Source organism: Thioalkalivibrio sp. ALE28 (assembly GCF_000377425.1).
Classification (GTDB): Bacteria; Pseudomonadota; Gammaproteobacteria; order Ectothiorhodospirales; family Ectothiorhodospiraceae; genus Thioalkalivibrio.
Genome location: NZ_KB898094.1, coordinates 342,356 through 362,677 on the forward strand (window position 1 = coordinate 342,356; position 20,322 = coordinate 362,677).

At 66.9% G+C, this 20,322-nt stretch carries 12 protein-coding genes; 4 read left to right on the plus strand and 8 right to left on the minus strand.

Annotated features, from left to right (window positions below; genetic code table 11):
* Window positions 1-8: 8 nt before the first annotated feature.
* Both D105_RS0103695 and glgC read right to left on the minus strand, forming a co-directional pair.
* Window positions 9-1,757 (minus strand): glycoside hydrolase family 57 protein, encoded by a 1,749-nt coding sequence (locus tag D105_RS0103695; RefSeq protein WP_018877530.1) that lies wholly within the window; start codon window positions 1,755-1,757, stop codon window positions 9-11.
* Window positions 1,747-3,012 carry a glucose-1-phosphate adenylyltransferase gene (glgC, locus tag D105_RS0103700; RefSeq protein WP_018877531.1) on the minus strand — a complete coding sequence of 422 codons (1,266 nt, stop codon included), beginning with the start codon at window positions 3,010-3,012 and terminating at the stop codon, window positions 1,747-1,749. The genes D105_RS0103695 and glgC overlap by 11 nt, the downstream gene beginning before the upstream one ends.
* 511 nt (window positions 3,013-3,523) lie before the next feature.
* On the opposite strand from glgC, the gene glgB reads away from it, so the two are divergent.
* Window positions 3,524-5,737, plus strand: coding sequence for a 1,4-alpha-glucan branching protein GlgB (glgB, locus tag D105_RS0103705; protein WP_081619271.1), 2,214 nt, complete (start codon window positions 3,524-3,526; stop codon window positions 5,735-5,737).
* Window positions 5,738-5,849: 112 nt separating this feature from the next.
* Here glgB and D105_RS0103710 read toward each other — a convergent pair whose 3' ends face one another.
* The 4 genes from D105_RS0103710 to D105_RS0103725 form a co-directional block, all read right to left on the minus strand.
* Window positions 5,850-6,977: a PQQ-dependent sugar dehydrogenase gene (locus D105_RS0103710; protein WP_017942141.1), complete on the minus strand. Its 1,128-nt coding sequence runs from the start codon at window positions 6,975-6,977 to the stop codon at window positions 5,850-5,852.
* 94 nt (window positions 6,978-7,071) lie between these two features.
* Window positions 7,072-8,562, minus strand: a complete 1,491-nt coding sequence (lysS, locus tag D105_RS0103715; RefSeq protein ID WP_018877533.1) for a lysine--tRNA ligase — start codon at window positions 8,560-8,562, stop codon at window positions 7,072-7,074.
* Window positions 8,563-8,586: 24 nt separating this feature from the next.
* Window positions 8,587-9,685 (minus strand): peptide chain release factor 2 gene (prfB, locus tag D105_RS0103720; RefSeq protein WP_155984731.1). Its coding sequence is split into 2 segments (ribosomal slippage): window positions 8,587-9,612 and window positions 9,614-9,685, totalling 1,098 coding nucleotides; the frame shifts between segments, so codons are not numbered across the junction.
* An 87-nt stretch (window positions 9,686-9,772) separates the two neighbouring features.
* The gene (locus D105_RS0103725) at window positions 9,773-10,693 is read right to left on the minus strand and encodes a hypothetical protein (RefSeq protein WP_018877534.1); all 921 of its coding nucleotides are present in this window, start codon (window positions 10,691-10,693) and stop codon (window positions 9,773-9,775) included.
* A 381-nt stretch (window positions 10,694-11,074) separates the two neighbouring features.
* Here D105_RS0103725 and D105_RS0103730 point away from each other — a divergent pair, with 381 nt between their 5' ends.
* Window positions 11,075-12,625, plus strand: coding sequence for a DUF255 domain-containing protein (locus D105_RS0103730; protein ID WP_018877535.1), 1,551 nt, complete (start codon window positions 11,075-11,077; stop codon window positions 12,623-12,625).
* 12 nt (window positions 12,626-12,637) lie between these two features.
* On the opposite strand, the gene D105_RS0103735 is transcribed toward D105_RS0103730, so the two are convergent.
* A complete protein-coding gene (locus D105_RS0103735) occupies window positions 12,638-13,867 on the minus strand; it encodes a methyl-accepting chemotaxis protein (RefSeq protein ID WP_018877536.1) in 1,230 nt (409 codons plus the stop codon).
* A 460-nt stretch (window positions 13,868-14,327) separates the two neighbouring features.
* A complete protein-coding gene (locus D105_RS0103740) occupies window positions 14,328-15,647 on the minus strand; it encodes a DEAD/DEAH box helicase (RefSeq protein ID WP_018877537.1) in 1,320 nt (439 codons plus the stop codon).
* Window positions 15,648-15,959: 312 nt separating this feature from the next.
* On the opposite strand from D105_RS0103740, the gene D105_RS0103745 reads away from it, so the two are divergent.
* Together D105_RS0103745 and D105_RS0103750 are read left to right on the plus strand one after the other, a co-directional pair.
* Complete coding sequence (locus D105_RS0103745; RefSeq protein ID WP_018877538.1) at window positions 15,960-17,543, plus strand: PAS domain-containing methyl-accepting chemotaxis protein; 1,584 nt, start codon at window positions 15,960-15,962, stop codon at window positions 17,541-17,543.
* Between the two features lie 15 nt (window positions 17,544-17,558).
* Window positions 17,559-20,084, plus strand: coding sequence for an EAL domain-containing protein (locus D105_RS0103750; RefSeq protein ID WP_018877539.1), 2,526 nt, complete (start codon window positions 17,559-17,561; stop codon window positions 20,082-20,084).
* Window positions 20,085-20,322 lie beyond the last annotated feature (238 nt).

The window sequence follows — 20,322 nt, forward strand, 5'->3', positions numbered from 1 at the left end:
GCACACAGTTACTGGCCCTTGCGCATGGTACCGCCCGCCGCGGGATCACCGCCCCCGACCGAGAGGACCTCGCCCAGCGAGTCGGGCACATCGAGATCCGCCAGCTGGTACAGGCGGGCCAGATGCCGACGGTAGAGCTGTTCGAAGTCGCTGACGGAACCCGCGGGGTTGTATTCCCCGAACCACCAGCACCAGTCGGATCCCTCGCATACCGCGAGCTGCTTGCGCAGCTCCGGCGTATCCAGTGCCGGATGCCGCGCGATGGCCTGGTCCACGGCGGTCCAGGCCTCGATCAGGCGGTCCCAGCCAAGGTTCTTGTCCGGGTCGCCAATCCAGGTGGAAAAGGTCCCGTAGACCCAGGAGCCCGCCACCATGCCCGTGAGTTCGCCGCGATCCGTCCGCGGACCCGTGCGCTGGCAGACGTCCGAGAAGGTGCACAGGTTCAGCCGCGGATTCTCCGCTACCCGCTCGTACAACGCCCGCAGGAAGTAGAAGCCGTTCTCCGGGTAGTACTCCCAGGCGTTCTCGCCATCCAGGATGACCGCCACCACGCCCCCGTCGGGCGAGACGGCGGCAATGTTCTCAAGGTGATGCACGAAGTCCCCGACCGCGTCGTCGGCGTGCCAGTCGGCGTAGCGAAACCCGATCGCATCGGAAAGCCCGTCGTCGCGGAAGAACAGCTCCGTCCGGGCCCCCTTCAGGCAATACGGACGATGCAGCCAGCCCTCCTGCTCCGCCGAACCGGTATGCGACTCGGCGGTCTCCCCGGCCGCCGCCAGGCTGTTGCCGAGTACGGTCTGGCCACTGGCGGTCCAGCAGATGTCGTAGTCATCCAGCAGGCGCACGGTCGCCTCGCTGAGACTGCCCTCCGAAGGCCAGCAGCCGCGTGGCCGGAAGCCGAAGTACTGCTCGAACACCGCCAGGCCGCGTTCGATATGCCAGCGCACCCGGGCCTCGCCGTCCGGGTACGCCGGCGCCTGCGGCAATTCGACATCCGGCATCGCCTCGCGCGCCGACTGCAGGTCCAGCAGCAGCGGCATGATCGGGTGGGCATACGGGGTGAACGAGAGCTCCACACGCCCCTGCTCGGCCAGTTCGCGGTAGCGCGGCAGGATCGCCTTGACCTCGTCGCGGATCAGCTTCAGCAGGCGGCCCCGCACGTCGCGGTTGAAGCCCTGATCCGCCTTCAGCCAGCCCTGCACCTCGGGATAGGCGCGGCGCACGGTCTCCCCCAGCCAGGCCAGGTGATAGCAGGTCGCCAGATCCTGGAAGAAGCGGTTGTCCAGATGCGCCAGCAGCACGGCGTCTTCCAGCGCCTGGCGGGCCAGGGTCGCCAGGCGCTCGAACAGCGGGAACGGCTCGATCATGCGCGGGGCATGCGCGCGCAGGCAGACGCGCAGGATCTCGCGCCGCTGCACCGGATCCACCGGGACGATATCCAGCTGGAGCAGGTCCAGCACCGGGTCGCCGAAGCTCGAGCGATTGCCGATCCCGGCCTCCAGCCGCTCGCCGTAGTCCGCGATCTGCTCCAGCAGGATCGGCGCGAAATTCACCACCGCGCGCGCCTGGGGACAGGCCTCCAGGTGCGCGGCCATGTCGGTGTAGTCCTTCAGCGCGTGCAGGTAGGTCCATGGCAGGACATATTCACCGGCCCCGGAGTCGTAGTACTGCGGCTGGTGCATATGCCAGCACAGCACCACGTCGAGCTGGGGCGGCTGGGTGGCGAGCGCGGTGGTACTGCCGGATTCAGCGGACATGGTGGGTCGCCTGTCCGAGCATCTCCGGCGTCACCACGCGCACCCCGCCCGGGGAGACGAAGTAGTCGCGGGCGTCGGCCTCGTCGTCCACCCCGATCTCGGTCCCGTCCGGGACCTTGCAGCCCTTGTCGATCACCGCATTGCGGATCACACAGTTCTCGCCGACGGTCACACTGGGCAGGATCACCGAGTCCTCCACGCTGGCACAGGCGTTGACCTGCACATTGGAAAACAGCAGGGAGTGGCGCACGGTGCTCCCGGAGATGATGCAGCCCCCGGAGACCATCGAGTCGATTGCCATGCCGCGGCGGTCCTCGTCGTCGAACACGAACTTGGCCGGCGGCAACTGCTCCTGATAGGTCCAGATCGGCCATTCCGAGTCGTACAGGTTCAGCTCCGGCGTCACCCCGATCAGCTCCAGATTCGCCTGCCAGTAGGAGTCGATGGTCCCTACATCGCGCCAGTAGCCCTGGCGCACGCCCTGCTCGTCACGGAACGGATAGGCCATCACCTGGTTTCGCTCGATGATGCCGGGGATGATGTCCTTGCCGAAATCGTGGCTGGAGAAGGTGTCGTCCGCATCCTTGATCAGCTGGTCGAACAGGAACTCGGTGTTGATCACGTAGATCCCCATGGAGGCCAGCGAGTGGGTCTTGCTGCCGGGGATCAGCGCCGGGTCCTCCGGCTTTTCCGCAAACGAGGTAATGCGGCTGGACGCATCCACCCCCATCACGCCGAAGGCCTTCGCCCGCTCCTGCTCCACCTCCAGGCAGCCCACGGTCATGTCTGCGCCGCTCTCCACGTGGAAGGCGATCATCTGGCCGTAGTCCATCTTGTAGATGTGGTCCCCGGCCAGGATCAGCACATAGCGCGGATTGTGCTGCCGGATGATGTCGATGTTCTGGTAGACCGCGTCGGCTGTCCCCGCGTACCAGGAGGTCTCGATGCGCTGCTGCGCCGGCAGCAGCTCGATGAACTCGCCGAATTCCCCGCGCAGGAAGCTCCAGCCCCGCTGCATGTGCTGGATCAGCGAGTGTGCCTTGTACTGCGTCACCACGGCGACCTGACGGATACCCGAGTTGATGCAGTTGGACAGGGGGAAGTCGATGATGCGGAACTTGCCGCCGAAGGGCACGGCCGGCTTGGCGCGCCACAGCGTCAGTTGTTTCAGTCGCGAGCCGCGTCCGCCGGCCAGGATCAGGGCAAGGGTCTCCCGGGGCAGGCGGCTGACGTAACGTTGCGGTTGTGGACTCATGCACCCATCCTTGTCGAGGCAAACACGTCCGCATGTACCCGCTCGCTGGGTCCTCGCTCCCACCCGCGGACAAGGCTCGGTGTGTGCCCTGACCCGCCTCGTGGAACCGCGGTATCCGACAAGCGCGCGTACATCCGTTCGTGTTCTCCAGGGAAACACTGATTAATGTACTCACTCGCGCTCGAGTCGCTTTTGCGTGCGAACAAGGCGCGGTGACTGCCGTGCAGCATTCTGCACAAGGGAACCGCAACGCTGTGCGCGCGCAAAAGCGGCCGAGCCCCTGCTCTCAATAGGTTGTGGGGTTGGCACCCCAGGTTCCCCGATCCTGCGTTGCGCCGCTTGCGGGTAGAACCACTACCCGCTGCACGACGCGCCTTGCCTCGAAAAACCTGGGGTGCCAACGCGAGTGCGTACATTAATCAGTGTTTCCCTAGTATGTTGTACTCACGTGTTCTGCCGACCCGGCCTGAACCGCACTATTCCACGACCCAAACGCGAGCTTGATCCGAGTATGGCAACAGCCCCCGACAAATGCACCCGTTCCGTCGCCGATCCGTTAGCGCGCCTGGCCGAGGCCCGGCTCCATGATCCGCACAGCGTCCTGGGGCGCCATGCGCTGGATCAACAAACCACCTGTTATCGGGCCTGGCTACCGCATGCAACGGAGGCCTCCATCACACTTTGCGACGGGCGCCACATACCCATGGACGCCGCCTCGGGATTCCCCGGGCTGTTCCTGTGGCGTGGGCCGGTGGACGCCCTCCCCGCGCACCCGCAGCTGGACTGGATGCCCGAGGGTGGCACATCCACGTTGCAGGCAATTGACCCCTGGAGCTTTGCCCCGGACATCCCCGAATTCGATCGCCACCTGTTCGCCGAGGGCCGCCACTGGCATGCCCATCGCATGCTGGGCGCCCATCCGATGGCCCGCGACGGCATCCACGGCGTGCGCTTCGCCGTGTGGGCGCCCAACGCCGAACGCGTGTCGGTGGTGGGCGACTTCAACCGCTGGGACGGGCGCTGCCATCCAATGACCGTCCACGCGGGCAGCGGCATCTGGGAGCTGTTCATACCGGGGATGACCGCGGAAACGCTGTACAAGTTCGAGATCCGCAATCGCGAGCACGGCAGCCTGCACCTGAAGACCGACCCGTACGCCCGCGCCTACCAGGTTCGCCCCGAGACCGCCGCCCGCATCCAGGAGGCCAGCACCTATGCCTGGAATGACGAGCACTGGATGCGCAACCGCGATCCGGAGGCCTGGAAGCATCGGCCAATGAGCATCTACGAGGTGCATCTGGGCTCCTGGCAGCGCAGTCCCGAGGGCCACTGGCCCAGCTACCGCGAGCTGGCCGAGCGCCTGGTGCCCTACGCCCGCGACATGGGCTTTACCCATCTCGAATTGCTGCCGGTCACCGAGCACCCGTTCGACGGATCCTGGGGCTACCAGAGCACCGGCTTCTTTGCCCCCACCTCGCGCTTTGGTCAGCCGGACGACTTTCGCCATTTCGTCGACCAGGCCCATCAGGCCGGTCTTGGCGTGATCCTCGACTGGGTCCCCGGCCACTTCCCGCGCGACGAGTTCGCGCTGGCCCGGTTCGATGGCACCGCGCTGTACGAACACGCCGACCCGCGCATCGGCGAGCACCGCGGCTGGGGCACCCTGATCTTCAACTACTCGCGCCCCGAGGTCCGCAACTTCCTGCTCTCCAGCGCCCTGTGCTGGGTCGAGGACTTCCACCTCGACGGCCTGCGCGTGGATGCCGTCGCCTCCATGCTCTATCGCGACTACGACCGCGAAGGCGAGGACTGGCTGCCCAACATCCACGGCGGCAACGAAAACCTGGAGGCCATCGACTTCCTGCGCCACCTGAACGAGACGGTCCAGACCAGTCATCCGGGCGTCGCCATGATCGCCGAGGAATCCACCGCCTGGCCGGGGGTCAGCCGCCCGCCGTCCATGGGCGGGCTGGGCTTCACCATGAAGTGGAACATGGGGTGGATGCACGACACCCTGACCTACTTCGGGATGGACCCGATCTACCGCATGCACCACCACGGCCAGCTCACGTTCGGCCAGCTCTACGCCTATAGCGAGAACTTCGTCCTCCCGTTCTCGCACGACGAGGTGGTACACGGGAAGCGCAGCCTGCGCGGACGCATGCCGGGCAACGAGTGGGAACAGCACGCCAACCTGCGCCTGCTCTACAGCTGGCAGTGGCTCTACCCCGGCAAGAAACTCCTGTTCATGGGCCAGGAATTCGGCCAGGGCCCGGAATGGTCGGAGGATCGCGAACTCGACTGGTACGTGCTGCAGTACCCGCTGCACCAGGGCCTGCAGAACCTGGTGCGGGATCTGAACCGCGCCTACCGCGCCGACCCCGCCCTGCACGCCCGGGAATTCGAACCGGACGGCTTCGACTGGCTGGACTGCGACGATGCCGCGCACTCCACCCTGAGCTTCGTGCGCCGCGACCACCAGGGCCGCCAGGTCGTGGTGGTGCTGAACCTGACGCCGGTGGAGCGCCCGGCCTACCCCGTACCCGCGCCCCACGCCGGGCGCTGGCGGGTCACCCTGAACAGTGACGCCGAGGTCTACGGTGGGGGCTCGCGCGGCCCGGCGGAGGCCTATGCCGAGCCGGTGGAACGCCACGGGCACCCCGCGACACTCTACCTGCATCTGCCGCCACTGGCGGCCCTGTTACTGGAGCCAGCCGGCGACTGACGTCGGGGCGCCTCGGGCCGAAGCCGCTAAGACCGGCTCCTGTTTGCAGGCCCGTGCGGGCCCGGAACTCGCGGCCCCAATGCCGGCCATGGGCTCGGGATCGGGATCGGGCTCATTCCAGGCGATAAAGCCCGCCATCCGAATGGTCCGTCAGCACATAGATGTGCCCCTCCGGTCCCTCGCGGACATCACGAATGCGCCCGATCTTGCCGTGCAGCAGCTCTTCCATGTGCACGACTTCGTCGTCCTCGATCACGATGCGCAGGATCCGTTCGGCACGCAGGCCACCCGCCAGCAGATTGCCTTGCCAGGACTCGAAGCGATCCGCGGTCACCATCGCCAGCCCGGACGGCGCCAGCGTCGGCAGGAACTCGTAGACCGGGTCGATCATATCCGCGTCGTGACGCGCCTCGCCAAAGGGTTCCTCGGACCGATAGTCGCGCCCCCGCGACACCACCGGCCAGCCATAGTTGCCCCCGGCTTCCATACGGTTCAGTTCATCCCCACCCCGGGGCCCGTGGTCCGTCAGCCAGATCGTGCCGTCCGCCGGATCCACCACCAGACCCTGCGAATTGCGCAGGCCATAGGCAAAGATGTGTGGCTGGGCATCATCGCGGTCGACAAACGGGTTGTCCGCCGGGGCCTCGCCATCCTCGGTCAGGCGCAGCAGGGACCCGGTATGTGCAGAAAGGTCCTGGGACGGGTCTTCCTGCCGACGATCGCCGATCGTCATCAACAGGGTGCCATCGGCCTGCCAGGCCAGCCGCGAACCGAAGTGGCCCGGATTGCTGCCGCCCCGGTCCTGACGGAACAGCTCCTCCACCTCGTGCAGGGCCCCGTCCTCCAGACGCCCGCGCCCCAGCGCGGTGTAGGACTGGTCGGAATCCCCGGTGACATAGGTGAAATACACCCGGTGGTTCGCCGCGAAGTCCGGGTGCAGCACAACATCCAGCAAGCCGCCCTGGCCGCGCGCCACGACCTCCGGCACACCCTCGACCGAGCTCACCTCGCCATCGCGCACCTGTTTCAGCGCACCCGTCCGTTCGGTCACCAGATAGCCGCCGTCCGGCAGGAAGGCTACCGACCAGGGATGCTCCAGACCACCGGCTACCCGCACGAGATCGAATTGTTCGTACTCGCTCGAGATGCCTTCCTCGACCACTTCGCCGGCCAGGGCCGAGCCCACCAGCGCCAGCCCCGCGACCAGCGCACCGGTGCGGATGGCGTAGCCTCGTGTCATTGCCTCTCGCATGCCGTACCTCCCGTTATCTGCCATTGCAGAAATGGGACACGACGACCGGGGGATTGTTCACGCGACGGCGTGGTGTGCCGAATCAGGCCTCCGGGCGCAGGTGCGGGAACAGCAGCACGTCACGGATCGACGGGCTGTTCGTCAGCAGCATCACCAGGCGGTCGATGCCGATGCCCTCGCCCGCCGTGGGCGGCAGGCCATACTCCAGGGCGCGGATGTAGTCAGCGTCGTAGTGCATCGCCTCGTCGTCGCCGGCGTCCTTCTCCGCGACCTGGGCCTGGAAGCGTTCGGCCTGGTCCTCGGGGTCGTTGAGCTCGGAGAAGCCGTTGGCGATCTCGCGCCCGCCGACGAACAGCTCGAAGCGATCGGTCACGAACGGGTCGTCGTCGTTGCGCCGCGCCAGCGGCGAGACCTCGGTCGGATAGGCGGTGATGAAGGTCGGGTGGCGCAGCTTGTTCTCGGCGGTGTATTCGAAGATCTCGGTCCACAGCTTGCCGAGCCCAAAGCTCGCCTTGATCGGGATCTCCAGACGCTCGCAGTGGGCGCGCACCTTGTCGATGTCCGCGAGGTCCTCGCTGCTGATCTCCGAATTGTGCTCGAGGATCGCCTCGCGAACCGTCATGCGGGTGAACGGCTGGCCGAAATCGTAGGTCTCGCCCTGGTACTCGATGGTGGTCGTGCCCAGCACGTCCTCGCACAGCCCGCGCAGCAACGTCTCGGTGCGGTCCATCAGCGCATGGTAGTCCACGAACGCCTCGTAGAACTCCAGCATGGTGAACTCGGGGTTGTGCCGGGTGGACAGCCCCTCGTTGCGGAAATTGCGGTTGATCTCGAAGACCTTCTCGAAGCCGCCGACGACCAGACGCTTCAGGTACAGCTCCGGCGCGATGCGCAGGTACAGCGGCATGTCCAGCGCATTGTGGTGCGTGGCGAACGGCCGCGCGGTCGCGCCGCCCGGGATCACCTGCATCATCGGGGTCTCCACCTCGATGAAGTCCTCGCGCTCGAAGTATTCGCGGATGTAGCGCACGATCCGGGTGCGGGTGCGGAACAGCTCGCGGCTGTCCGGGCTGGTGATCAGGTCCACGTAGCGCTGGCGATAGCGCTGTTCCTGATCGGTCAGGCCATGGAACTTCTCCGGCAGCGGGCGCAGGCTCTTGGTCAGCAGACGCAGCTCGTCCAGCTGGACCGTCAGCTCGCCGGTCTTCGTCTTGAACAGCGTACCCTGCCCGCCGACGATATCGCCCAGGTCCCAGTGCTTGAAGGCCGCGTAGACGCCCTCCGGCAGGCTGTCGCGCTGGGCGAACAGCTGGATGTCCCCGGACTGGTCGCGCAGGCGGACAAAGCTCGCCTTGCCCATCACGCGCTTGCCGATCATGCGCCCGGCGACAGTCACGCGGATCCCCTGCCCCTCCAGCGCCTCGCCTTCGGTGTCGTCATGCGCGGCGTGCAGATCGGCCGCCAGGGCATCGCGGCGGAAGTCGTTGGGGAAGGCCGGGCCGGCCTCGCGCAGCTCGTTCAGCTTGGCGCGCCGCTGGGCGATCAGCTTGTTCTCGTCGGTAATCTCGGTCATCGGGAATCCCGGTAAAAGAAAGCGTTACAGCCCGCTCTTCAGGCTGGCTTCAATGAACTGGTCCAGGTCGCCGTCGAGCACGGCCTGGGTGTTGCCGACCTCCACGCCGGTGCGCAGATCCTTGATCCGCGACTGGTCGAGCACGTAGGAGCGGATCTGGCTGCCCCAGCCGATGTCGGACTTGGTGTCCTCCACCGCCTGCTTCTCGGCGTTGCGCTCCTGCAGCTCGCGTTCGTACAGCTTGGCGCGCAACTGATTCATCGCCATCTCGCGGTTCTTGTGCTGCGAACGCCCCGCCTGACAGGCGGTGACCACCCCGGTCGGGACGTGCGTGATGCGGACCGCGGAATCGGTCGTGTTCACGTGCTGCCCGCCGGCGCCGGAGGACCGATAGGTATCCACCCGCAGGTCGGCCGGGTTGATCTCGATCTCGAAGTTCTCGTCGATCTCCGGCGAGGCGAACACGGAGGCGAACGAGGTATGCCGGCGGTTGCCGGAATCGAACGGCGACTTGCGCACCAGACGGTGCACACCGGTCTCGGTGCGCAGCCAGCCGAAGGCGTACTCGCCCTGGATGTGCACGGTGGCACTCTTGATCCCGGCCGTCTCGCCCTCGGAGAGCTCGGTGACCTCGGCCTTGAAGCCCTTGTGCTCGGCCCAGCGCAGGTACATACGCAGCAGCATATTCGCCCAGTCCTGGGCCTCGGTGCCGCCGGAGCCGGCCTGGATGTCGAGGTAGGCGTTGGCCTCGTCCATGTCGCCCGAGAACATGCGGCGGAATTCGAGCCCCTCGACGCGCGCGGTCAGGGCGTCGACATCGGTCTCGACCGACGCCGCCGTCTCCTCGTCGTCATCCGCCTCGGCCATCTCCAGCAGGTCCCGGCTCTCGTCCAGCTGAGTGCCGATCTCGCGGATGTTGATGACCACACCCTCGAGCTGGGCCCGCTCCTTGTTCAGGGCCTGGGCCTGCTCCGGGTCGTTCCAGATGTCGGGGTTTTGCTCCAGCTCCCGCTGGACTTCTTCCAGCCGTTCTTCCTTGGCCGGGTAGTCAAAGATACCCCCTAAGGGCGTCCAGGCGGCCCTTCAGGTCATCGATCCGGGAGTACAGCGCGTTCAGTTCCATGGCAGTTTCCGTCGGGTGTCGTGGCGCGCACGGCACGTTCCATCAGGTGGCGAGAAAAGCCGCGCAGTATAACACCGGCACGCGGCTTCAGGGCCGCCTTGGGCGGCGCCAGAAGGCCAGCGCCTGGCGGCGGTCGAGCCGCAGTACGGGGTGGGTGGACTGCGGGTCCACGAACTCCAGCGCACGCAGTTCCCCGCGGAACACGCCGCGCACCCCGGGCGCGACCACGTCATCGGCGACCGATTCCAGAAGCTCCAGGCGTCGTTCGGGGGACGGCGGCCCCCCCAGCGCGTCGACCACGACCACCGTGTCGCCGGATTCCGTCGGCGTGCAGGCCGGATCCGGGCACCAGTCGATACCGGCGCCCCGTGCCAGCCAGCGGCCGATCGCCCCGCCGCCACAGACGCGGCCCACGCCGCTGGCTCCGCCGGCAAAGCCCGGCGTCCATAGCCACAGCCCATGCACCGCACCACGTCCCTCATGCTCGCGTTCCAGGTTGACGGGGTGCTGGAACCACGCCATCTGCAAGCCGGTCGCCAGGACCTGGAGACGCCGCGCGACATCGCCCTGCAGCGAGTGGGCCACCATGGATCGACCGAGCCCGACAGACGGCGGCGGGCCGGAGGCCTCGCCCTCGGCGTCCATCTGCAGCTCCCACAGGCCGTCTTCGCCCAGGCCCAGGGTGGCGCCGGCCGCCTCCAGTTCCGGCTGCGCGGTCGCCCACAACGCCTCGCGCTCGGCGTCCGCCACGGGCTCCACCGCCGAGGCCACCAGGTCCTTCATCCCGGGCGTCAGCTGGACCGGCTGGGCCAGCCAGGTCCGTGCGCCCTCGCCCTGCGGGCGATAACCCAGCCGTTCGGCGAGCGCCGCCTCCCAGCCCGGCACCGCCCCGGAATCGCCGGTCGCCCGCGCGCGCCCCAGCCAGCGAGCCAGACGCCGCACCGGGCGTGATGGCTCACCCGCGGTGGCCCCCGGTGCCGCCCACAGGCCGGGGAGCAGGTACGTCACCCGCCGGTCGGTCCGGCCTCCCGTCATGAAGCCCCCCCGCAACACGCCGGGGCGAAGAAAAAGGTGGGCAGGAATGCAAGCCTGTACATGGATCGGTGTTTCCTGGGGGACTGTCGGATCTGGATAGTCGCCGCGAGCGTGGCGCAAGCGCGGGCCCGTTGATGCCCGCTGTCTCGAGGCGCAGATCGCGCGTCGGCTAACCAGAGCCGGCGTGAAAAATGGCGCCATTCTACGACGCGCACAGCAGATCCGTCCCCAATCGGACCGACCCCGGGTCCTCGAGCAGTGATCAAGCGGGCATCCTGCCACACCGCCCCGTGCCGAACGCGCAATCCTTCAACTGGTCTATACCAATAGACACAAGCCCGGAAAGTGCCCGCGATGACCGGACCCTTCTACAACCCAGGCCCTTCCGTCGCCAGCGCCCTTCGTGGCGCCGCGCGCGGGCTCCTTGCGGGCGCCGCCCTGCTGGCGCTCGCGCTGCCAGTGGCCGCCGAGGACTATCCGGCCGACTCCAGCATCGACTGGCAAAGCTGGGACAGCGGGCTGTTCGACGAGTCCGAGGCACGCGAACGCCCGATCTTCTTCTATTTCCACGGCCAGTGGTGCACCTGGTGCCGCGACTTCCAGGACGAATCCCTGGAGAACCCGTCGGTGGTGGATGTCATCGACGAGCACTACATCCCCGTCCTCGTCGACCTGGACGAACGCGCCGACCTGTTCCGCCGTTATGGCGGGCGCGGCCTGCCCTTCGTGGTCATCGTGAATCACGAAGACGAGATGCTGACCCGCTTCACCGGCCACGTGAATGCCCGTGACCTCGAGAGCATCCTCCAGGCGCAGCGCGACATGTTCTCGGTCACCGGCCGCGAGATCACACCGGACGACGCGGCGATCGACGGCCTCGAGACCTTCATGGAGATGCTCGACGAGGTCTATGACGAGCGCGCCGACCGCCTGAGCGGCAGCGCCACATTCGGAACGCTCAGCAAGCGCCCGCAACCCTGGACCTACCGCTACCTGCTGGCCAGTGACGACTGGGAGGAACGCATGCCCGGCCTGCTGGACCAGATCGCGGAGGATCTCTACGACGAGGTCGAGGGCGGCTTCTTCTTCTTCCACGATCCCGACCAGCGCGACCCGGTCCTGGCCCTGGAGACCTCCAAGCGCCTGGATCAGAACGCCGCGTTCCTGTGGCTGTTCTCCGAGGCCTACGAGCACATCGGCGACGAACACTACGCGGAGATCGCGCGCGGCATTCGCGACTATCTGCGCGACCACCTGTGGGACGCCCGTCAGCTGCGCTTCGGCAACAGCCAGTACGCCGACCGCGACTACTATCAGCTGGACCCGGAGACCCGCACGCAGACCGATCCACCCCGGGTCGACCGCAACACCTATGCCGACACCTCGGGCCAGGCCATCGCGGCGCTCGCCAACCTGGCGCGGGTACTGGAAGACCGCGACACCCTTGAGTGGGCCCGCGAGGCGCTGGAGGCGCTCGACCGCTATCTGCTCACCCGCAGCGGCTACCTGCACGGCATCACCGCCGGCGGACGGCCGGCGATGGAGGGCTACCTGCCCTCACAGATCTGGCCGGAGATCGCCCGCCAGGAACTGGCGCGCGCCGTGGAGGCACTGGATGGCGAACGTCCGGACCTGCCCGACCCGGTCGCCGCGCTGGATCGACTGGAGCCCTTCTTCGACGCGGAGCTGGGCACGCATGCCGAGCGGATCGGGACGGACCTGGAGCCCTGGTCGGAGACCCGCACCCAGGCCGCGCTCGCCTGGTGGCTGTATCGCCTGCCCGACGACGCGATCGAGGCGTCCCATATTGACCGCGACACCGTGCGTGACCGCCTGCGCATCGAGCCCGGCGCGGATCCCGACGACGTCGCCCTGGGCTTCGACGCCCTGCGCCGGGGCTTCTGACGCCAGGCCGGATCAGCCCTGCTGACGAAAACCCGCAACCTCGTTCTGTAGCTGCTGCGCCAGCCCTTCGAGGGCCTCTACCGCCTGCTGCATCTCGTTGGCCCCGTCGGCGTTGCGCACCGCGATGTCGTTGATGTGGTGGATATTGCGGTTGATCTCCTCCGCCACCTGGCTTTGCTCCTCGGTCGCGCTGGCCACCTGGCGGGTCATGTCGTCGATGGTGGTCACCGAGTCGTGGATGTACTCCAGGGTCTCGCCCGCCTCGCCGGCCTTCTCCACCGACGTCTCGGCGTGCTGCTGGCTCACCTCCATCGCCTGTACCGCGCGGGTCGCTCCGCCCTGCAGGCGCTGGATGATCTCGCGGATCTCCCCGGTCGAGTCGTTGGTTCGCTGAGCCAGATGACGCACCTCGTCGGCCACCACCGCGAAGCCCCGTCCCGCCTCGCCGGCGCGGGCGGCCTCGATCGCCGCATTGAGCGCCAGCAGGTTGGTCTTCTCGGCGATCTCCTCGATCACCTGCAGGATGGTGCCGATGTTGTCGCTGTCACCCTTCAGCTCACTGATCACGTGGCTCGCCTGGCGGATCTCGCCGGCCAGGGTGTTGATCGCGCCCTGCGTGGCCTGCACCACGGTGCGTCCGCCTTCCGCCGCCCGGGTCGCCTGACCGGCACTCTCGGCCGTGCTCTGGGTGTTGTTGGCCACCTCCTGCACAGTGGCGGACATCTGGTTCATCGCGGTGACCACCTGCTCCACGTCGCCGCGCTGCTCGTGGGTCGCCCGGGTCAGTTCGTTGCTGCGACCCTCCAGTTGCCGCGCGGAGGCGGCGATCCCGTCGGCCGCATCCGCCACCTGCCGGATCAGCCCCGAGAGCCGGCCCATCACCGTGTTGAAGGCCTCGCCGGTGCGCCCGATCTCGTCGTCCGTGGTGACCTCCACCCGGTGGCCGAGATCCGCGCGCCCCTCGCCGATCGCCTCCAGCCCCTCGGCCAGGCGCTCCAGAGGCCGCGTCAGCACATTGGCATAGAACCAGCCGATCCCCAGCGCCACCACGAACGCGACCACCCACAGAGCCCACAGCAACCACCACAGCTGCGTCACCAGGGCCTCATCCACCCCCGCGGCAAGATCGCCCTTCATGGTGTGGAACGTCACCCCGCCCATGATCGAAAGCGGCACCGTACTCACCACGATCACCAGGATCACCAGCTTCAGTCGCAGCCCACCCAACGGTCCAATCTTCATCGACACCCTCCTTTGGCTTCGTTAACGACCACCCGCGCCCGGCCTTGAGCCCGCCAGAGTATCGCCCGGCCCATCCCCCGCCGCCCTGATCCAGCTCAACTCCAACGCCTCGCCGCAACTCGAAAACCGTATTCACCACGAAGCACACGAAGGCACGAAGAAGGGCAAGGGCAAAAGCATTTCACAGGACGACGCGAAATTTGGAAGTGTTTACGGGCCCTCGGCAATCACAACACGCTGTGATTAGCCTTGTACTGGGGCCAATCACCTGGCGCACAACACCAGCCCCTTCCTGTCTTCCAGCCTTCCTGTTATCGCTTTTCGCCCTTGACCTGGCCCTTCTTCGTGCCTTCGTGTGCTTCGTGGTGAATAAAGCCCTCCCCGCCAGGCCCGGAACGAAAAAACCCGCGGGCCCGGAGTTCGGGGCCGCGGGTTCGCGGTATGGCGCTGGCGCGTCGGACTAGCGGCTGCGCGCCGCCCGGTTGCCGTTGGAGGACGGGCGGCCGTTGCCGCCGCGACCGCCGCCGGGCTTGCCACCGCGGGCATTGCGCGGGGCGCCATTGCGGGCCCCGCCGCCCGGCTTGCCGCCACGACCGCCGCGGCGGTTGCCGTTGCCGTCATTGGCGGCCGGCTTCGGCGCGGCAAAACCTTCGGTCTCGATGCGGTCGATCGGGCGCTGGATCAGGCGCTCGATGCCCTTCAGCAACTTGATCTCCTCGCCATCCACCAGCGACAGCGCGGCACCGGCGGAGCCGGCACGGCCGGTACGACCGATGCGATGCACGTAATCCTCCGGCACATTCGGCAGCTCGAAGTTGACCACCTGCGGCAGCTGGTCAATGTCCAGGCCGCGCGCGGCGATATCGGTCGCCACCAGCACCGGCACCTGCCCAGACTTGAACTGCTTGAGCGCTTTAGTACGCGCCGCCTGGCTCTTGTTACCGTGGATCGCCTCCGAGCGCACGCCATCCTTGGACAGCTTTTCGGCCAGGCGATTGGCGCCGTGCTTGGTGCGGGTAAACACCAGCACCTGTTCCCAGTTGTTGGTGCGGATCAGGTGGCTCAGCAGTTCGCGCTTCTGGCTGGTCTCGACCAGATGCACACTCTGCTGCACGCTCTCGGCGGCCGTGTTGCGCGGGGCGATGTCGATCTCCGCCGGGCGGGTGAGCAGGCCGTTGGCCAGCGTGCGGATCTCGTCGGAGAAAGTCGCCGAGAACATCAGATTCTGCCGGCTCTTGGGCATCAGCGCGATCAGCTTCTTGATGTCGCGGATAAAGCCCATGTCCAGCATGCGATCGGCCTCGTCGAGGACCAGGATCTCCACACCGGACAGGTCGATGGTCTTCTGGTTGGCGTGATCCAGCAGACGCCCCGGGGTCGCCACCACGATGTCCATGCGGTCGCGCAGGGCCTTGATCTGCGGGTTCATGTTCACGCCACCGAAGATCGTCATCGAGCGCAGCTTCAGGTTGCGCCCGTAGGTCTTCACGGAATCGTGCACCTGGGCGGCCAGCTCGCGGGTCGGGGTCAGCACCAGGCAGCGCGGACGGCCATTGCCGGGCTTGGGCGCATCACTGGTGGAAAGGCGCTGCAGGATCGGCAGGGTAAAGCCGGCGGTCTTGCCGGTGCCGGTCTGGGCCGCGGCCAGCAGGTCGCCGCCCTTCAGGACTTCCGGGATGGCCCGCGCCTGGATCGGAGTCGGGTGCTGGTAGCCGGCGGAATCCAGCGCGCGCAAAAGTGTATCGGCCAACCCGAGGTCGGCAAAGGTCGTATCAGTCATGGAATGCTCCAACGCTACCCGCCACTCGTTCAACAAGAGCACCCATCGGGGGAAACGAAATCAGGGGGATCACTGCGAACCGGAATGGCTCTGGATCAGATGAACGGACGCTGACGGGCGGGGCGTTCGATAGACGCACTATACGCCTTTCGTCAATGAAAAGACACTCCACCCATTACCGCCTGGATATATATTTGTTTTGTGAGGGAATATGGACTAGCTTCCATTCAACAAGAATAACCCGGCGCCCAGGCAGCACCGGTCCGGCCGACGCGACACCAATAACAACGATTCGGCCATCAGGGGAACAACATGAAACGCAACCTGCCCGTGACCGGGAACGAGGTGGATTACCCGGAGAGTGCCAACATCCTTTCCACCACCAACCTCAAGGGGGCCATCACCTACGTCAACCCGGATTTCATCGACATCAGCGGGTTCGATCCGGACGAACTGCTCGACAAAAACCACAACGTGGTCCGCCATCCCGATATGCCGCCGGCGGCGTTCGAGGACCTGTGGAACACCATCCAGGGCGGCCGCTCCTGGATGGGCCTGGTCAAGAACCGCTGCAAGAATGGCGATCACTACTGGGTCAACGCCTATGTGACGCCCGTAACGGAAGACGGGCAAACCGTCGAGTATCAGTCCGTTCGCACCAAGCCGCGGCGCGAACAGGTAGCCAAGGCTGAATCCGTCTACGCGGAACTCCTCCAGGGTCGCAGGCCCCTGGCCCTGCGCCTGCCCCCCATCGGCATCAAGGTCAGGACCGTAGCGGCCCTCGCCGGCGGCGTGCTGGCAGGGCTGATCGCCAGCAGCGTATTGACCGGCCTGCCCTGGTCGAGCGCCCTGATCTTCGCGCTGACCGCGCTAGTGGTGGGCGGCGCCCTGGTATGGATCAGCCTGTCGCCCCTGTGCCGCGCGGTCGCCCACGCCCGCCGCATCGCCAACAACCCGGTCAGCCAGTACATCTATACCGGGCGCACCGACGAGGCCGGCGAGATCGCCTTCGCCCTGCAAATGCTCGAAGCGGAGGCGGGATCCGTCGTCGGGCGCATGGGCGATGCCGCCAACCGCCTGGGTGGCACGGCCGACGCGCTCGTGTCCGCAGTAGGCGACAGCCGCCAGGCCTGCAACCACCAGCAGAACGAGACCGAACAGGTCGCGGGCGCCACCCAGCAGATGGTGAACAGCGTGCAGGAGGTCGCACAGAGCGCACAGCACGCCGCCGACGCGGCGGACCGGACCGACCAGGAGGCCCGCTCGGGAAGCCAGGTAGTGCGCGACAGTTCACGGGCAATCGAGGAGCTGGGACAGCGCATTCGCCAGGGCTCGGGCGTCATGACGGAACTGGACCAGCACAGCCAGGACATCAGCGGCGTACTGGATGTGATCCGCGGGATTGCCGAACAAACCAACCTGCTCGCCCTCAATGCGGCGATCGAGGCGGCCCGCGCCGGCGAACAGGGCCGCGGCTTCGCGGTCGTGGCCGACGAAGTGCGCACCCTGGCCAGTCGAACCCAGGACTCCACCGCCGAGATCCAGCAGATGATCGAGCGGCTTCAAGATCGCGCGCGCGCCGCGGTGGCCACGATGGAACAAAGCCGCGATCAGGCGGAAACCAGCGTGGAGCAGGCCCAGCAGGCCGCCGCGGCACTCGAGAACATCACCTCCGGCGTCAGCCAGATCCACGACATGAGCACCCGTATCGCGGCCGCCGTGGAACAACAAGGCGCGGCCGGGGAAGAGATCCGGCGCGGGGTCGACTCCATCCGTGGCGCGGCCGACACTACCGCCAACCGGGCCGACCAGAGCGATGCCGCCGCCCGCGAGGTCGCGCAACTCGCAACCGGCCTGCAGGGCCTCGCCCGGCAGTTCTGGGCGCGCCACCGCTGAACGCGACCGATCACCATGAACACCCACGCCGAGAAGCTCATGCGCCAGCACACCGTCCCGGCCTCCGGCCTGCTGCTGGCCCTGCTGCTGGTGCCCGTGGTGATCTGGATGCTCGGCATCGATCTCCCGCGGATTGTGCCGGGCCAGCATCTGACGGCGTTCCATACGGGTGCGGAGCTGTTCGCGGTCGTCGTCGCCGTGCTGGTGTTCGCGGTCGGGTATCACGTGATCGACCGGCGGCGGGTGGCGGCCTCCCTGCTGCTCGCCTGTGCCTTCCTGGCGGTCGCGCTCTTCGACTTCCTGCACCTGATGACCTACCCGGCGATGCCGGACTTCATCACCCCCAACTCGACGCAGCAGACGCTGTTCTTCTGGCTCGCCGCGCGGCTGGTCGGGGGCGCGGCCCTGCTGGCCTATGTGGCCTTGCCGATGGTCGCGCGCAGCGATGGCCCGCCGCGCGGGGTCTATCTGGCCGGAAGCCTGCTGCTGGTCGCGGTCCTCGCATGGGTCGGCCTGTGGCATGCCGATATCCTGCCGCCCCTGTTCGACCCGGTCAGCGGCCTCACGCCGTTCAAGCTGGGCCTGGAGGCCATCGTGATCGCCCTGCATCTGGCGACGCTGGCCATCCTGGCCCTGCGCCGCGATCTGCTGCAGCGCCCGGGCATGCCCCTGGTCGCCGCGGCGCTGGTCATCAGCATGGGCAGCGGCATGTTCTTCATGTTCTACGAGGATCTGACCGATACGCCGTTCGTGCTGGGGCATTTGTACAAGCTCGCGGCCTACCTGCTGATCTACCAGGGGCTGTTTCTGGAAAGCGTGCGCTCGCCCCTGGAGCGTCTGCACCAGGCCCACCGCGACATCGAGATGCGCGAGCGGCGCTACCAGCAACTGGTGGAGACGGCCCCCGACGGCGTCCTGGTTACCGATACGGAGGGCCGCATCGTGATGGCCAACCGAAACATCGAGCGCCTGTTCGGCTACCCCCGCCAGCAACTGATCGGCCAGCCGGTGGAGCGCCTGGTCCCCGATCGCCTGCGCGAGCGCCACCGGACCCATCGCCAGACCCAGGCCCGCACCATCAACCGCCGCACCATGGGGCAGGTACCCCATCTGCGCGGCCAGCGTATCGACGGCACCGAGTTCCCGGTGGACATCAGCCTCAACGCCTTCGACGACACCGAAGGCCGGCGGATTACCGCCTTCATCCGCGACATCACCGACCGCCAGCGGCGCGAGGCGCGCATCCAGCATCAGGCCACCCATGACAGTCTGACCGAACTCCCCAACCGCTGGCTGCTGCACGACCGCCTGACGCAGGGCATCGCCCAGGCCGAGCACAACGACCACCCGATCGCGGTGATGCTGCTGGATCTCGACAACTTCAAGATGATCAATGACACCTTCGGCCATGACGAGGGCGACCAGCTGCTGAAGGCCGTGGCCGCCCGACTCCAGGGCGCCCTGGACCAGGAAGCCACCATCGGCCGCTTCGGTGGCGACGAGTTCATGATCCTCCTGACCCACGTGGCGGACGAACAGGCGATCGCTCGGGTCGCCCAGCGCATCCTGGGTATCTTCGACACGCCCTTCCAGACCGAGCACGCCCGCAACCTCGTCTCCAGCGGCAGTCTCGGGATCGCCATGTTCCCGCGCGATGCCCAGGACGATCGCAGCCTGGTGCGTTATGCCGACATGGCCATGTACGAGGCCAAGCACTCCGGCCGCAACACCTGGGCCTTCTTCTCGCAGCACCTGGATGCGCAGGTGCACGAGGAACAGCGCCTGCAGCAGCACCTGCAGCAGGCGCTGGAGAATGCCGAGCTCGAGCTGCACTATCAGCCACTGCTGGAGGTCGCGTCGAACCGCGTGATCGGCGTCGAGGCGCTGGCGCGCTGGACGGATGCCGAACTCGGTCCGGTGGCACCGGCCCGCTTTGTCGCCAGCGCGGAGGCCAACGGCCTGATCCTGCCCCTGGGCGACTGGGTGATCCGCGGGGCCTGTGAACAACTCGCCCAATGGTCACGGTCCGGCGTCGGACTCCGCGTCGCCATCAATATCTCCGCGATGCAGTTCCGCCAGCACGACCTGGTGGAACGCCTGCGTGCGGCCCTCGAGGCGACCGGCGCCCCGCCCGAGCGACTCGAGATCGAGGTAACCGAGACCGTAGCCATGGCGGATGTGGCCCTGACCCACGATCAGCTCCGCGGCCTGAAGGCCCTGGGCATCCGGGTGGCCCTGGACGATTTCGGCACCGGCTATTCCTCGCTCGCCTACCTGAAGTCCCTGCCGATCGACAAACTCAAGATCGACCGCTCCTTCATCGCCGACATCGGCGAGGACCCGGAATCGGAGATGATCCTGCGCTCCATCGTGCACCTCGGCCACAGCCTCGGCCTGACGCTCGTCGCCGAAGGCGTAGAAACGGACGCACAGCGAACCTTCCTGCGGGAAATCGGCTGTGACCTGTACCAGGGCTGGCTGCATTCCCCCGCCATGGGGGTGGAAGCGCTCAAGGAGTGCCTGCAGCGTGAACCGGTATAAACACCCCGAAATCACAACATTCAGCCAATCGCAGGGGCTGTTCGCACCCAGGGCAGCCGTAATCAATCACCGTCAGGTACGTTTGAGCGCGGCGAAACGCTCCACCTCGCCCCTTTTGTGAACACCGGATGCGTTTCGCTACGCTCAACGGCATCCTGCGATCAGGCAACTGGCTGCACCGCATTGCGAGTCAGTAAACAGAAAGGCCGCCCGAAGGCGGCCTTTGCTGCGGCTGTCA

Excerpts from the sequence above, each read along its gene's own strand:
- D105_RS0103750 (WP_018877539.1), top strand. The coding sequence starts at position 17,559 with ATGAACACCCACGCCGAGAAGCTCATGCGCCAGCACACCGTCCCGGCC.
- D105_RS0103730 (WP_018877535.1), top strand. The coding sequence starts at position 11,075 with ATGACCGGACCCTTCTACAACCCAGGCCCTTCCGTCGCCAGCGCCCTT.
- D105_RS0103735 (WP_018877536.1), bottom strand. The coding sequence starts at position 13,867 with ATGAAGATTGGACCGTTGGGTGGGCTGCGACTGAAGCTGGTGATCCTG.
- D105_RS0103745 (WP_018877538.1), top strand. The coding sequence starts at position 15,960 with ATGAAACGCAACCTGCCCGTGACCGGGAACGAGGTGGATTACCCGGAG.
- glgB (WP_081619271.1), top strand. The coding sequence starts at position 3,524 with ATGGCAACAGCCCCCGACAAATGCACCCGTTCCGTCGCCGATCCGTTA.
- D105_RS0103695 (WP_018877530.1), bottom strand. The coding sequence starts at position 1,757 with ATGTCCGCTGAATCCGGCAGTACCACCGCGCTCGCCACCCAGCCGCCC.
- D105_RS0103740 (WP_018877537.1), bottom strand. The coding sequence starts at position 15,647 with ATGACTGATACGACCTTTGCCGACCTCGGGTTGGCCGATACACTTTTG.
- lysS (WP_018877533.1), bottom strand. The coding sequence starts at position 8,562 with ATGACCGAGATTACCGACGAGAACAAGCTGATCGCCCAGCGGCGCGCC.
- D105_RS0103710 (WP_017942141.1), bottom strand. The coding sequence starts at position 6,977 with ATGACACGAGGCTACGCCATCCGCACCGGTGCGCTGGTCGCGGGGCTG.
- glgC (WP_018877531.1), bottom strand. The coding sequence starts at position 3,012 with ATGAGTCCACAACCGCAACGTTACGTCAGCCGCCTGCCCCGGGAGACC.